12 protein-coding genes are annotated in these 14,429 nt (G+C 68.1%); 8 read left to right on the forward strand and 4 right to left on the reverse strand.

Going from position 1 to position 14,429, the window contains the following annotated elements:
- Positions 1–27 precede the first annotated feature (27 nt).
- The gene (locus jaqu_RS15780; RefSeq protein WP_043919963.1) at positions 28–1,527 is read right to left on the reverse strand and encodes an FAD-dependent oxidoreductase; all 1,500 of its coding nucleotides are present in this window, start codon (positions 1,525–1,527) and stop codon (positions 28–30) included.
- A gap of 193 nt (positions 1,528–1,720) precedes the next feature.
- On the opposite strand from jaqu_RS15780, the gene rimP reads away from it, so the two are divergent.
- Genes rimP through infB form a run of 4 tightly spaced genes read left to right on the forward strand, consistent with a single transcriptional unit; the run spans position 1,721 to position 7,050 of the window.
- Positions 1,721–2,299 carry a ribosome maturation factor RimP gene (gene rimP / locus jaqu_RS15785; RefSeq protein ID WP_043919964.1) on the forward strand — a complete coding sequence of 193 codons (579 nt, stop codon included), beginning with the start codon at positions 1,721–1,723 and terminating at the stop codon, positions 2,297–2,299.
- Entirely contained in the window at positions 2,300–3,937 is a 1,638-nt protein-coding gene (gene nusA / locus jaqu_RS15790) for a transcription termination factor NusA (protein ID WP_043919965.1), read from the forward strand.
- Between the two features lie 18 nt (positions 3,938–3,955).
- Positions 3,956–4,588 carry an RNA-binding protein gene (locus jaqu_RS15795; RefSeq protein ID WP_043919966.1) on the forward strand — a complete coding sequence of 211 codons (633 nt, stop codon included), beginning with the start codon at positions 3,956–3,958 and terminating at the stop codon, positions 4,586–4,588.
- Positions 4,585–7,050 (forward strand): translation initiation factor IF-2, encoded by a 2,466-nt coding sequence (gene infB / locus jaqu_RS15800; RefSeq protein WP_043919967.1) that lies wholly within the window; start codon positions 4,585–4,587, stop codon positions 7,048–7,050. Before jaqu_RS15795 ends, infB begins: the two co-directional genes overlap by 4 nt.
- A 139-nt stretch (positions 7,051–7,189) precedes the next feature.
- On the opposite strand, the gene tspO is transcribed toward infB, so the two are convergent.
- Genes tspO through crtI form a run of 3 tightly spaced genes read right to left on the reverse strand, consistent with a single transcriptional unit; the run spans position 7,190 to position 10,251 of the window.
- Positions 7,190–7,660 carry a tryptophan-rich sensory protein TspO gene (gene tspO, locus jaqu_RS15805; protein ID WP_043919968.1) on the reverse strand — a complete coding sequence of 157 codons (471 nt, stop codon included), beginning with the start codon at positions 7,658–7,660 and terminating at the stop codon, positions 7,190–7,192.
- Positions 7,661–7,669: 9 nt separating this feature from the next.
- A complete protein-coding gene (gene crtB, locus jaqu_RS15810) occupies positions 7,670–8,695 on the reverse strand; it encodes a 15-cis-phytoene synthase (protein ID WP_043919969.1) in 1,026 nt (341 codons plus the stop codon).
- Positions 8,692–10,251, reverse strand: coding sequence for a phytoene desaturase family protein (gene crtI, locus jaqu_RS15815; protein ID WP_043919970.1), 1,560 nt, complete (start codon positions 10,249–10,251; stop codon positions 8,692–8,694). Before crtI ends, crtB begins: the two co-directional genes overlap by 4 nt.
- A gap of 87 nt (positions 10,252–10,338) precedes the next feature.
- Here crtI and crtA point away from each other — a divergent pair, with 87 nt between their 5' ends.
- The 4 genes from crtA to bchO are packed head-to-tail and all read left to right on the forward strand — an operon-like array spanning position 10,339 to position 14,421.
- Positions 10,339–11,037 (forward strand): spheroidene monooxygenase, encoded by a 699-nt coding sequence (crtA, locus tag jaqu_RS15820; protein WP_043919971.1) that lies wholly within the window; start codon positions 10,339–10,341, stop codon positions 11,035–11,037.
- Positions 11,034–12,032, forward strand: a complete 999-nt coding sequence (gene bchI, locus jaqu_RS15825; RefSeq protein ID WP_043919972.1) for a magnesium chelatase ATPase subunit I — start codon at positions 11,034–11,036, stop codon at positions 12,030–12,032. The genes crtA and bchI overlap by 4 nt, the downstream gene beginning before the upstream one ends.
- A complete protein-coding gene (locus jaqu_RS15830) occupies positions 12,029–13,573 on the forward strand; it encodes a VWA domain-containing protein (RefSeq protein WP_043919973.1) in 1,545 nt (514 codons plus the stop codon). The genes bchI and jaqu_RS15830 overlap by 4 nt, the downstream gene beginning before the upstream one ends.
- A complete protein-coding gene (gene bchO / locus jaqu_RS15835) occupies positions 13,570–14,421 on the forward strand; it encodes an alpha/beta fold hydrolase BchO (protein ID WP_043919974.1) in 852 nt (283 codons plus the stop codon). The genes jaqu_RS15830 and bchO overlap by 4 nt, the downstream gene beginning before the upstream one ends.
- Positions 14,422–14,429: the final 8 nt, after the last annotated feature.

Genomic DNA, 14,429 nt, shown 5'->3' on the forward strand with positions numbered 1-14,429 from the left:
TAGGCAGGTTCTCGGCCTGCCCGCCGATCAGGCGGGAACGGGACCGCCTGCCGCCCGCATTTGCAGATGCAGATCGGCGAGATCGGCATCGCGTCCAGCCGTCAGCGCGGCGATGACCTGACCCTCCTTCACATACCGGGCCATGAAAGGGCCGGAGGGATCGCCGTCGATGCGGATCTCGTCCCAGTCGGTCGCGTGGCCCAGATATCGGTACTGGCGGGCGAGCGCCGTCCAGAAAAACGGGATATCGGCAGGGTCTGCACGGTGACCCAGCATCGCGCGGGCGGCGCGCTTGCCGTGCTGGCAGGCGACGCGCCAATGCTCGATCCGGGCGGGGCCGAAGGGCGTGGGCGTGCTGGCGCAGTCACCGGCGACATGCACGCCGGCCAAGCCGGGCACCGACAGGTCCGGTCCGACGCTGACGCCGCCATCGTCGTCCAGCGGCAACCCCTCGATCCCGGCCGTCGCGGGAGACACGCCGACGGCGACGAGCACGAGATCCGTCTCGGTCCGGCCACCATCCTTCAATTCGACGGCGGTCACGCGATCCGTACCGTGAAAGAGGCGCGCTTCGGTACGGGGCGTGTGGTGGATGCCGGCTTCCTTGACCTCGGACAGAATCAAGCGGGCGATCTCTTCTCCGACGATGCGGGCCAGCGGCAGGGCCTCGCGGGTGGCCAGCGTTACCTTCACGCCGCGCTTCGACAGGCTCAGCGCCGCTTCCAGCCCGATGAAGCCGCCGCCGATGACCACCGCGCGGCTGGCGCCCTCGGCCGCCTCGGCCAGAGCGGTCGCCTGATCGCCGTCCCGCAAGCGGTAGATGCCGGGCAGATCCTCTCCGGGCAGGTCCAACCCGCGGGGCAGACCGCCGGGCGCGACGAGCAATCCGTCGAACGCTCGCGTCCCGCCGGAAGCAAGTGTCAACCGACCTTCGGAGACAGCCGTCACGCGATCTTCGACATGGACGACATTGAGACCCTTGATCGTGGGACGCAGTGTCAGGTCCTCGACCTGCTTGCCTCCGGTCAGGACGGCCTTGGACAGCATGGTGCGGTCCAGGGGCGGCCCGTTCGGTGCGATCATCTCGATCGCGCCATCGAAGCCCTCTTCGCGCAGGGCCGCGACGCAGGCATGGGCAGCGGCCCCTGCGCCGACGACGACCATCCGGCGGGCGTCCGGACCCGGGGTCGCGGTGTCCGGCAGCGGATGGGGGTCGATCCCGTCCGGCACGTCCACGAGTACACGCCCGTCGCGCAGGGCAACGGCGAATCGCGCCAGATCGCCATGACCCGGCGGCTCGGCCTGCTGGCCGGTCGCGGCATCGAAACAGGCATGGTGGAACGGGCAGATCACGGTGCCATCGCGCAGCACGCCCTTGGACAGGGGCAGGCCGAGATGCGGGCATTCGTGCGTAAAGGCCCGCACGTCGTCGCCTTGCCGGACCAACAGCATCGCGCGATCACCCGCTTCGACCTTCGAAAGCCCGTCGGGAATGTCGGACAGGGCGGCGACGTCGTGTTCGGGCATGGGTCTCTCCTTGCGGGCGGATCCGTGCAGGCGGATCGTCCGGTCAGATAGCGCCGGACCGCGCGCAGGCGAGACGAAGGCTTGCGCCGTCCGGACGTCCCGCCTATATGACCCTCAACAGCGGCGCCCCGCGGGGCTCCACCGACACTCTCAGCGGGCCGCACGGCCCGCTTTTTCGTTTCTAGAGGCATCCATGTCCGATCTGGTCGCCAAGACCGCCCTCGACCGCCGCCTGGTAGAGATCGTGCGCCCCGTCGTGGAGGACATGGGCGCCGAGTTGGTTCGCCTGCGCATGCAGGGTGGCAAGACTCCCAAGCTGGAGATCATGGCCGACACCGAAGACGGCATCGAGATCGACATGCTGGGCGAGATCAACACGATGCTGTCCGCGACGCTTGACGTCGAGGACCCGATCGACGGCGAATACACGCTGGAAGTCGGCAGCCCCGGCATCGACCGCCCGCTGACCCGCCTCAAGGACTTCGAGACATGGGACGGCTATGACGCCAAGGTCGAAACGGTCGAGCCTATCGACGGGCAGAAACGCTTTCGCGGCATCATTCGCGGGACCGAGGGCGAAGAGATCCTGCTGGAGATCGACCGCCCCGGCGGCGCCGTGACGATCGGGCTGACCTTCGACCTGCTGGCCGACGCCAAGCTGATCCTGACGGACGAGCTGGTGCGCGCCACGCTGAAGAAACGCAAGGACGCGGGACAGATCGACCAGTCCCAATACGACGAAATCATCGAGATGGACGGAGAGGACGAGTAGATGGCCATCACATCCGCCAACCAGCTGGAGCTGCTCCAGATCGCCGACGCGGTCGCGCGCGAGAAGATGATCGATCCCGGCCTCGTGATCGAGGCCATGGAGGAATCTCTCGCCCGGGCCGCCAAGTCCCGCTACGGCGCCGACATGGACATCCGCGTGTCCATCGACCGCAAGACCGGCCAGGCGACTTTCACTCGGGTCCGCACCGTGATCGATCCCGAGGAAGAAGAGCTTGAAAACGAGAAGGCGCAATTGACGCCCGATCAGGCGCGCCAATACCTCGCCGACCCCAAGCCGGGCGATACCATCGTCGACGAGGTGCCGCCCGTCGATATGGGCCGGATCGCCGCGCAATCCGCCAAGCAGGTCATCCTGCAGAAGGTCCGCGAAGCAGAGCGTGAGCGCCAGTACGAAGAGTTCAAGGACCGCGCCGGCACGATCATCAACGGTCTCGTCAAGCGCGAGGAATACGGCAACATCATCATCGATATCGGTGCCGGCGAAGCCGTCCTGCGCCGCAACGAGAAGATCGGGCGCGAGGCGTATCGCCCCGGAGACCGGATCCGCGTCTACATCAAGGACGTCCGCCGGGAGCCGCGCGGGCCCCAGATCTTCCTGTCGCGCACCGCGCCCGAATTCATGGAAGAGCTGTTCAAGATGGAGGTGCCGGAGATCTATGACGGCGTCATCGAGATCAAGGCCTGTGCCCGCGATCCGGGGTCCCGCGCCAAGATCGCCGTCATCAGCTACGATTCGGGCGTCGACCCGGTTGGCGCCTGCGTCGGCATGCGCGGCAGCCGCGTTCAGGCCGTCGTCAACGAGCTTCAGGGCGAGAAGATCGACATCATCCCCTGGAACGATGACGCGCCCACCTTCCTGGTGAACGCGCTGCAACCGGCCGAGGTCTCGAAGGTCGTGCTCGACGACGATGCCGAGCGGATCGAGGTCGTCGTTCCCGAAGAGCAGCTTTCGCTCGCCATCGGTCGGCGCGGCCAGAACGTGCGCCTCGCCTCGCAACTCACCGGGCTGGAAATCGACATCCTCACCGAGGAGGAGGAGTCGAAGCGCCGTCAGGCCGAGTTCGAAGAGCGCACCAAGTTGTTCATGGACACGCTCGACCTGGACGAGTTCTTCGCCCAGCTTCTTGTCTCCGAAGGGTTCACCAACCTCGAAGAGGTCGCCTATGTCGAAGTCGATGAGCTTCTTGTGATCGACGGCGTCGACGAGGACACGGCCAACGAGCTTCAGGCCCGGGCCCGCGACCACATCGAGGAGCAGAACCGCAAGGCGATGGAGCATGCCCGCGAGCTTGGCTTGCAGGACGACCTCGCCAATTTCGAGGGTCTGTCGCCACAGATGCTGGAGGCATTGACTGAGGACGGCGTCAAAACGCTGGAAGAGTTCGCCACCTGCGCCGACTGGGAACTGGCGGGCGGCTGGACGACGATCGACGGCGAGCGCGTCAAGGATGACGGCTTGCTTGAGAAGTTCGGTCTGGAACTGGAAGAAGCTCGCGAACTTGTAATGACCGCCCGAGTCATGCTGGGCTGGGTCACCCCCGAAGAGGCACTGGGCCAGGGCGACGAAGAAGCCGCCGAAGGCGAGGAAGCCACCGAGACCGAGGAGGCCGGGGCGTGATCGCCCCGGATCGTCTCCCTGAGCCGCGGCGGCAGGACGAAACATAGCAGCGAGCCAGAACGGCGCTGCATCGTCACCGGAGAGACCGGCCCCAAGGCGGGGCTGATCCGCTTCGTGGTCGGGCCGGACGACATGATCGTCCCGGACCTGTCGGGCAAGTTGCCCGGCCGGGGCATTTACGTCTCGGCCGAGCGCGAGGCCTTGGAAAAAGCGGTCGAAAAGCGCATATTCTCGAAAGGGGCGAAGCGGCAGGTCGTCATTCCGGACGGTCTGGTGGGCGGGCTCGAAGCGGGGCTTCTGCGCCGGGTTCAGGACACGATCGCATTGGCTCGAAAGGCGGGCGACGCTGTCTGTGGCTACGAGAAGGTGAAATCCGCCCTTGGAGATTGGCGCGTCGCGGCGCTGTTGCAGGCCGCCGACGGATCCGAGCGCGGCAAGGGAAAGCTGTGGACGCCCGAGGGTGCCCGCTGGATCGGCCATCTGAGTGCCGACGAACTTGGCCGCGCCTTCGGGCGCGACCGTGTGATCCATGCCGTTGTCGCGGCTGGCACACTTGGAAGAAGAGTTGTAGAGGAAGCCGCGAAGCTGAAAGGCATACGCGGATTTGACGGGGGCGATACGGCCTCCGGGAAGGACGATAGAAGCGCATGAGCGATACGGACGGCAAGAAACCCCTCGGCCTCTCGGGCGGCGCCCGCTCGGGCCAGGTGAAGCAGAGCTTCGCGCGTGGCCGGACGAAGAACGTTGTGGTCGAAACGAAGCGCAAGCGCGTGGTCGCCCCCAAACCGGGGACGCAGACCGCCGCACAGCAATCGGCGTCAGGCTCCAAGGGCAAGGCGGGCGTCACCGACGCCGAGATGGAGCGTCGCCTCAAGGCCCTCCAGGCCGCGAAGGCCCGCGAGGCCGAAGAGGATGAGCGCCGCAAGCGTGAGGAAGAGGAGCGCGCGCAGGAGCGCGAGCGCCGTCGCGCCGAGTTGGAGGCCAAGGAGCGCGAGGAACGCGAGCGCGAAGAGTTGCTCCGTCAGAAGGCCGAGGAAGACGAGCGTCGCAAGCGCGAAGCCGAAGAGGCGCGCAACCGTCCCGCGGCTGCCGTCGCCGATGCGCCGGCTGCCGACAAGCCGGACCGGTCCCGCAATCTGGGCCCCGACGCCAAGCCGGGCGGGCGGGATGCTCCGCGTCGGCGTGACGACGATTCGGGCAAGCCGAAGGGCGGCGACAGCCGTCGCAGCGGAAAGCTGACGGTGAACCAGGCCTTGCGGGGCGGCGAAGGCCGCCAGCGCAGCCTCGCCTCGATGCGCCGCAAGCAAGAGCGTCAGCGCCAGAAGGGCGGCAGTTCCGGACCGCAGGAAAAGGTGATCCGGACCGTTCAGCTTCCCGAGGCCATCACAGTCAGCGAGCTGGCGAACCGCATGACCGAGCGTGTCGCCGACGTGGTCAAGGCGCTGATGCAGAACGGCATCATGGCGACCCAGACCCAGTCGATCGACGCCGACACCGCCGAACTCATCATCGAGGAATTCGGCCACAAGGTGCAGCGCGTCTCTGATGCGGATGTCGAACAGGTGATCGACGTCGCCGAGGACAAGGACGAGGATCTGAAGGCCCGCGCACCCGTGATCACGATCATGGGCCATGTCGACCACGGCAAGACGTCGCTGCTGGACGCGATCCGCAACGCGCGCGTCGTCGCGGGCGAAGCGGGCGGCATCACGCAGCATATCGGCGCCTATCAGGTGAAGCAGGGCGACGCGACGCTGACCTTCCTCGACACACCGGGCCACGCGGCCTTTACGTCGATGCGGGCGCGCGGCGCGCAGGTGACGGATATCGTCGTGCTCGTCGTGGCCGCGGACGATGCGGTGATGCCGCAGACGGTCGAGGCGATCAACCACGCCAAGGCGGCTGAAGTCCCGATGATCGTCGCGATCAACAAGGTCGACCTGCCGGCGGCAGATCCCGACAAGGTGCGGACGGATCTGCTGCAGCACGAGGTCATCGTCGAGAAGATGTCCGGCGAAGTGCAGGACGTCGAGGTCTCGGCCCAGACCGGACAGGGTCTGGACCAGTTGCTGGAAGCGATCGCGCTGCAGGCCGAGATCCTCGAACTCAAGGCCAATCCCGACCGGGCCGCCCAAGGCGCCGTGATCGAGGCGCAGCTCGACGTGGGCCGCGGCCCAGTCGCCACCGTCCTCGTCCAGAACGGCACCCTGAAGCAAGGCGACATCTTCGTCGTCGGCGAGCAGTGGGGCAAGGTTCGCGCGATGGAAAACGACCAGGGCAAGCGCGTCAATGAAGCCGGTCCGTCCGTTCCGGTCGAGGTGCTGGGCATCAACGGCACGCCCGAGGCGGGCGACGTCCTGAACGTCGTGCAGTCCGAGGCGCAGGCCCGCGAAATCGCCGAGTTCCGCGCCCAGCAGGCCAAGGACAAGCGCGCCGCGCTCGGTGCCGCGACGACACTGGACCAGCTTCTGGCGCAGGCGAAGGCCGACGAGGACGTCAGCGAGTTGCCGGTTCTGGTCAAGGCCGACGTGCAGGGCTCGGCCGAGGCGATCATCCAGGCGATGGAGAAGATCGGCAACGACGAGGTGCGCGTCCGCGTGCTCCATTCCGGCGTCGGCGCGATCACCGAAAGCGATATCGGCCTTGCCGAGGCGTCGAAGGCGCCCGTCATCGGCTTCAATGTCCGTGCCAACGCGCCCGCGCGGGCCGCGGCGAACCAGAAGGGCGTGGAGATCCGCTACTACTCGGTGATCTACGACCTGGTGGACGACGTGAAGGCGGCCGCCAGCGGCCTGCTCTCGGCGGAGATCAAGGAAAACTTCATCGGCTACGCCGAGATCAAGGAAACGTTCCGCGTCACCGGCGTCGGAAACGTGGCGGGCTGTCTCGTTACCGAAGGCGTCGCGCGCCGCTCGGCCGGGGTGCGCTTGCTGCGCGACAACGTCGTGATCCACGAAGGCACGTTGAAGACGCTCAAGCGCTTCAAGGACGAAGTGAAGGAAGTCCAGTCGGGCCAGGAATGCGGTATGGCGTTCGAGAATTACGACGACATCCGTCAGGGCGACGTGATCGAGATCTTCGAGCGCGAGGAAGTCGAACGCTCGTTGGCCTGATCCGGGTCGAACGAAAGCAAGAGGGGCGTCCCGCGGGGCGCCCCTTCTTCATTCCGCGCCGCTTGCGGCACGGTCCAGAGCGAGGGGCCAGCCCCTCGCGCGCCACGGGATATTTCGAGCAGGATGAGAGAGCCGGTGCTTACCGCGCGACCGGCACGAAGCCCCTGTTGCGTCTCCAGATATCGGCGTTGAGCGCGGCCGCGTAGCTGACCCATATGAGGTAGGGCACCGTGAGCCAGAACGCGAGCGTGTCGAGCGGCCAGAGCGACCAGACGAGGCCGAGGACAGCGATCCAGAGACCCGCGATGACGATCAGCGCAGGGCCGATCTTGCGCAGGCCGAAGAAAATCGGCGTCCAGAGCGTGTTGAAGGCGATCTGCATCGCCCAGAAGGCCAATGCGTAGGCGGCCCCCTCCTGCGTCGCGATCCGGGCGCCCACGTAAGCGAGAGACAGGTAGAGCAAGGTCCAGGCCACGGGAAACAGCCAGTCGGGCGGCGTCCAGGACGGCTTGTCGAGGCGTTTGTACCAGTCGCCCGGCGGAAAGACCGCCCCGGTCGTGGCGGCCGCCCCACAGGCGGCAAGAAAGATGAGAAACAGAACCCAGTCCATGAAGATCAGTTAGGGCGCTGCAACATCCGGACCATGTTCCCGATCCGTCGCTTCGAGCTGAGCGAGAGCAGAGATCAGGCTCTCACCCCAGCCACTGCGCGCTGGGCGCGGATCCGCGGCGGCTTCGACGAGGAAAGCTGTCTCGGCCAAAGGTGCCGCATGGAGGATCGGCGATCGCGGCATCGTCGTGATCCAGGCGGATTGGACTAGCGAAAGACCCAGCCACCGCAGCTTGGCTGCCGATGAAGTGACAGCCCGGCTGGTTACGCTGTCATGGCCGGACCGGGCCACGGCCGTACCGATCCCGGCATAGGCGTGCCGCGCAGCGAGGATGCCGGGCCGGGCCGCGAGCGGCAGCGCCGCGACCCCCGCCTCTGAACGATGATAAAGCCGCGTTGCCTCGCCCAGCAGGCGCCGCGTCATCGCGCGGACGGCAGGCGAGGCTGTCGGCTCGGACAGGAACGCGTCTGACGCCAATCCGGCTTCGTCCAGCCACTCGGTCGGCAGGTAGAGCCGTCCTGCCCGCGCGTCCTCCCCGACATCGCGGGCGATGTTCGTCAGTTGCATCGCGACGCCCAGATCGCAGGCGCGGGCGAGCGCGTCGCGATCCCGCACTTCCATCAGGACGCACATCATGGCGCCGACGGTACTGGCGACCCGGGCCGAATAGGCGCGCAGGTCCGACAGGGTGGCGTACCGCCGATCCTGCGCATCCCAGGCAAAGCCTTCGAGCAGCGCCTCGGGCAGAGCGCGGGGCATGTCGAAGCGCTCTACCACGCGGGCAAAGGCCCGATCGGCAGGCGCATCGAAGGGGAAGCCGTTGTAGATCGCCGCCAGCCGGTCGCGCAGGCGCAGCACGGCCGGACCCTTGTCGGCCACCTCGTCCACGGCGTCGTCGGCCAGCCGGCAGAACGCATAGAGCGCGAGCGCCGGATCCCGGACCCGTGCCGGCAAGAGACGCGATGCCGCATGAAACGAGTGAGACCCCGTCCGGATCGCCGCGCGGCATGCTTCCAGATCCGTCTCAGCGTTCACTCGGCCGCCTGCTGCATTGGATCGGCCGTCACGACCGGAAGGGGCGGAACGACCCTTTCCAGCACCTCGGCCGAGGCGACGACGCCCGGAAGCCCGGCCCCGGGATGGGTGCCGGCGCCCACGAGAAACAGGCCCGGAACTTCTTCGGAGACGTTATGCGGACGGAACCAGGCCGATTGCAGGATGCGAGGCTCGATCGAAAACCCGGCCCCATAGGGCGAGAGATACCGGTCGCGGAAATCCTCGGGCGTGAAGCACATCGAGGCCGTGACGTGGTCGCCCAGACCCGGCAGCAACCGCTCTTCGAGGACCGCCTGAACGCGGGCCCTATAGCTTTCGGCGATCTCGGACCAGCGGACCGGGTCGCGATGTCCCAGATGCGGCACCGGCGACAACGCATAGAACGTATCTCCTCCCGCCGGTGCGCAACTCGGATCCGTGACCGAGGGACGGTGGACGTAGAGACTCATGTCGTCGGCCAGATGGCCTTTGCGGAAGACGTCGGCCAGAAGCCCCTCGTACCGCGGCCCGGACAGAATCGTGTGGTGGCCGACCTCGGGCCAAATGTGCCGGGTCTCCTCGGTGCCGAAATACCAGACGAAGAGTCCCATCGACAGACGCGTCCGGCTTAGCTTCCGCTTGGTCCAGCGCCTTCGCCCGGGCAGGAGTCGCGAATAGGTATGCCCGGCATCCGCATTGGAGACGACTATGTCGGCAGGGATCTTCTCTCCGTCGCTGAGCCGGACGCCTGCGGCGCGCTTTCCCCTCGTCAGGACTTCGGCGACCTCGGTCCGCTGGCGGATCTGTCCGCCCTGCCGCTCGACGATCCGGGCCATCTCTTCGGCCATCGCGCCGACGCCGCCCATCGCGTAATGAACGCCTTCCTTCGCCTCCAGGTGACTGACGAGCGCGTACATCGACGTGACCCGCGCCGGATCGCCGCCGATGAAGAGCGGATGGAAAGACAGAGCCATGCGCAGCCGTTCGTCCTTTACCCTGGCGCGGGCCAGCGACAGGATCGACCGGTCGGCCCGCAGCATCGCGAAGCGCGGAAGGACGCGGATCGTCGACCAGGCCCGGTGCATCGGCTCGATCAGCATCCCCTCGTAGCCGGTGACATAGCGCGCGTGGGCATCCCGCAGGAAGCGGTGCCATCCCTTGACGTCGTCCGGCGCCAGCCGCGCGATCTCGGCTTCGGCGGCGTCGTGCTGCGCGAACGCGTCGAAATGGGATCCGTCGGGCCAGGTGATGCGATAGAACGGATCGAGCGGGCGCAGGTCGACATCGCGGTCGAAGTCCTCACCACAATCGGACCAGAGCCGCCGGAACACGCTGGGCGCGGTGACGATGGTGGGGCCCAGATCGAATCGGTGCCCCCGCGACGTGATCGACGACGCCCGGCCGCCGGGCATGTCGAGACGGTCCAGAACGGTGACGTTCCAGCCCTTGGCTCCAAGGCGCATTGCAGCTGCCAGACCACCGAGGCCCGCGCCGATGACCACTGCGCGGCCGGACTGGCCGGAATGGGTGTCGTATTCGTTCTGAAGATCTCGCATGTCCAGTCTAGTTTACACAGGGTGCGTCGTCATGGCTATTCCAATGTAAGGATATCCGTGCAAACTTAGTGTCAGGAGGATAGGACAATCCAGACCGTCACCCTCACCCTCTGCCGTTTCGACGGGATACGCGACCGTGCCTGGGCCTTTGCCCAAATGGGCCTTGCACGTCCGTCTCTGCGTGCGACGCCCGGTCTGGAATTCTTTCGCCTAATGGGTAGCGGCACGGGCGAAGGGTTTACGCCCTTCCCGAACACGGCCGTCTGGGCGATACTCGCAGTGTGGCACGATGCCGACTCGGCGGCGAAAGGTTTGCAGAACGGCGTCCATGCGACCTGGACGGCACGGGCGGCGGAAAGCTGCCGCCTGTCGCTGACGACGATCTCTGCGCGCGGAGCCTGGGGCGGCGTGGCGCCCTTCCTTCCCGGCGCCCGACCCGTGCCGGGCCCGGTCGCGGTCCTGACGCGGGCGACGCTCCATCCGGCGAAGGCGCTTCGATTCTGGAAGCGTGTGCCCGACATCTCTTCGCGGATCGGCGCCGACCCCCATGTCATGCTCAAGATCGGCGTGGGCGAGGTGCCCTGGCTGCATCAGGTCACCTTTTCGATCTGGCCGGACACGGCGGCCATGACGCGTTTCGCGCGCGAGGCGGGACCCCACGCCGAAGCCATCCGCGCCGTGCGCGAGGAAGACTGGTTCCGGGAAGAACTCTACGCCCGCTTCGAAGTGCGGGAAGCCGCGGGAACCTGGCACGGACGACCCATGCAGGAGGCTCTGGCCGCATGACCTATCCCTTTGCCGCCATCGTCGGACAGGACGAGATGAAGCTGGCCATGATCCTGACCGCGGTCGATCCGGGGATCGGCGGGGTCCTGGTGTTCGGCGACCGTGGAACGGGAAAGTCCACCGCCGTGCGTGCGTTGGGCGCCCTGCTGCCCCCTCTGAACATGGTCGCCGGCTGCCCCTGCAACTCGGCCAGCGCAGACGCGGTCCCCGATTGGGTGACGCTGGCGGACGACAAGATCGTTTCCCGGCCGACGCCCGTGGTCGATCTGCCCCTGGGTGTGACCGAGGATCGCGTGACCGGCGCGCTGGATATCGAGACGGCGCTTACCCGCGGCGAGAAGGCGTTCCAGCCCGGCCTGCTGGCCCGCGCCAACCGGGGCTACCTCTATATCGACGAGATCAACCTGCTGGAGGATCACGTCGTCGACCTGCTGCTCGATGTCGCGCAATCCGGCGAGAACGTGGTCGAACGGGAGGGGCTGTCGATCCGACATCCCGCCCGCTTCGTCCTCGTCGGCTCCGGCAACCCAGAAGAAGGGGAGTTGCGGCCCCAGCTTCTGGATCGCTTCGGCCTGTCGGTCGAGGTCGGCTCTCCGTCCGAGATCTCCGACCGGATCGAGGTCATCCGCCGGCGCGACGCCTACGACCGCGACCCGGCGGCGTTCGCCGACAAGTGGGCCGATGCCCAGAACGACCTGCGCGCCCGGATCGTCGCCGGCCGCTCGGCCCTGCCTGCGACCGAGGCGGGGGACGACGTTCTGCACGATTGTGCCGCCCTCTGCCTTGCGCTCGGCTCGGACGGGCTGCGGGGCGAACTGACGCTGCTGCGCGCATCCCGCGCCTTGGCTGCCTTCGAGGGCGCGGCCCAGGCCACGCGGGACCAACTGCGCCGCGTCGCGCCCCTTGCGCTCCGCCATCGCCTCCGTCGCGACCCCCTGGACGAGGCCGGATCGACGATCCGCGTTGGCCGCGCGGTGGAGGAGGTGCTCGCGTGACGCCGTGGCCCGTCGCCGTCCTTGCGGCGCGCGCGTTCCGCGACGATCCCACGCTCTGCGTCTGGCTCCGCGCCCGCGCCGGGCCCGTGCGGGATGCCTGGCTGGAACTGGTGGGGCCCCTGCGCAAGATCCCGGTCGGGGCCGATGATGACGCCCTGTTCGGCGGACTCGACGTCGCGGCCACGCTTGCGGGCGGACGGCCGGTTTACCACGCCGGTCTGGTGGCGGACACGTCGCCGCTGATCCTCCCTTCCGCCGAGCGATGCCCCCCCGACCAGGCGGGCCGGTTGGCGCAGGTGCTGGATGCGGGGCGCCACGGCCTGATCGCCCTCGACGAGGGTCTGGAGGGCGAGGCGCCGCCCGCCGTCCTGACAGACAGGCTGGGCCTCGTCGTCGATCTGGACGGCATCGCGCTCGCCGACATGACTGGCTCGGCAGAGACGGCAGGCGACACGGTCGGGGATCCCGCGCCCGCGCTGATCGCTTTGGCCGACAGTCTCGGTGTGCCCGGGTCCCGCGCGCCCCTCGCGGCCCTGCGGCTGACCCGGACCCTCGGATCGACCGAGGCAAGTCTGACCCGCGCCGTCGAGCTGACGCTTGCCCCCCGTGCGACCCGCCTCCCCGCCCCTCCGGAGGAAGAGGAGGACACGCGGCGCGAGAGCACGACGCCCGATCCGACCGATGGCAAAGGCCAGCTCGAGGATCGCGTGCTGGATGCCGTGCGCCCCGCCCTTCCGGCCGACCTGTTGGCCGGTCTCGGACGCGCGGCGAAGGCGGGCGGCGACGGCGCGGGCGACAAGACGCGCGGCAACCGGCGCGGCCGCCCACTGCCCGCACGTCCCGGACGGCCCGGCGGACGGGCGCGCGTGGATCTGGTGGCCACCCTGCGAACCGCCGCGCCGTGGCAGAGGCTGCGCGGCGCCGAACCCGGCATGCGCCCGCGCCTGCGGGTTTCGGATATCCGCCTGCGCCGCCACGAGCATCGCTCCGACCGGCTGGTGATCTTTGCCGTCGATGCCAGCGGGTCCGCTGCCGCCGCCCGACTGGCCGAAGCCAAGGGCGCCGTTGAGATTCTGCTGGGCGAGGCCTATGCCCGCCGCGACCACGTCGCCCTCATCGGATTTCGCGGAACCGGCGCCGAGATCCTGCTCGAGCCGACGCGCAGCCTGGTCCGCACGAAACGGCAGCTCGCCGGCCTTCCCGGCGGCGGTGGGACCCCGCTTGCCGCCGGACTTCATGCCGGGGCGGCGATGGCCCACCGCGCACGGCTGCACGGCATGGCCCCGGCTCTTGTCGTTCTGACCGATGGCCGACCGAATATCACGCTGGCTGGCCAGCCCGGCCGTCAACAGGCCCGGAGCGACGCAGAAGCCATGGCCCGCCGTCTGCGCGCCGACCGGATCGACGGGCTGGTCATCGACACCGGCAATCGTGCGTCCCCGGCGCTTGCCGATCTCGCACGCGACATGGGGGCGACCTGCCTGGCCCTGCCCCGCGCCGACGCCCACGCTCTGGGCCGCGCCGTGGCCGCCGCGCTTTGAACTGGGCGCAATGGTCGGACCGCTGGCCTCAGGCCGAGCATTCGCGCTTCGTCGATGTGCGCCCCTATCGCTGGCACGTTCAGCAATACGGGCAAGGGCCCGATCTCGTCCTGCTCCATGGTGCCGGGGCTGCGACACATAGCTGGCGCGGATTGGGCCCGCTCCTGGCGCAGAACCACCGCATCACAGCGATGGACCTGCCGGGTCACGGGTTCACGTCGCGCGTTGCGGGCCGGTCCACGCTCGACGCGATGCGCGACGACGTCCACGCGTTGCTGGACGCGCTCGAAATCGTCCCCGCCGCGATGATCGGCCATTCCGCCGGGGCGGCGATCGCGCTGCGCATGGCGCAGGAGAGACCCCGACCCGTGGTGTCGATCAACGGGGCCTTCGCCATGTTCGAGGGCTTTGCCGGATGGCTCTTCCCGGTCATGGCCAAGGCGCTCGCCCTGAACCCGCTGACCGTGCCGTTCTTCACCGCGACGGCAACCGACACTCGCATCCGCCGCCTCCTGGAACAGACCGGCAGCCGCATCGACGACGACACGCTGCGCTGGTACGGCCCGCTGATCCGCGACGGAGAGCATGTGGCGGGCACCCTTGCCAAGATGGCGAACTGGCGCCTGGAACGGCTGAACCGGGCCGCCCCCGAGACCCACGCCCCGGTCCTGCTGCTCGCCGGGTCGAAGGACGGCACCGTCCCGCCCCGCGTCAGCCGCGACATGGCCGGGCGTTTGCCCGACGCTCGGCTCGAAATGCTGGACGGCTTGGGCCACCTCGCACATGAAGAGGCCCCCGACCGGGTGGCGGGGGCCATCGAGAGCTTTCTGAAGAAACACGGTGCCTGAGCGGCACC

Source organism: Jannaschia aquimarina (assembly GCF_000877395.1).
Taxonomy (GTDB): Bacteria; Pseudomonadota; Alphaproteobacteria; order Rhodobacterales; family Rhodobacteraceae; genus Jannaschia; species Jannaschia aquimarina.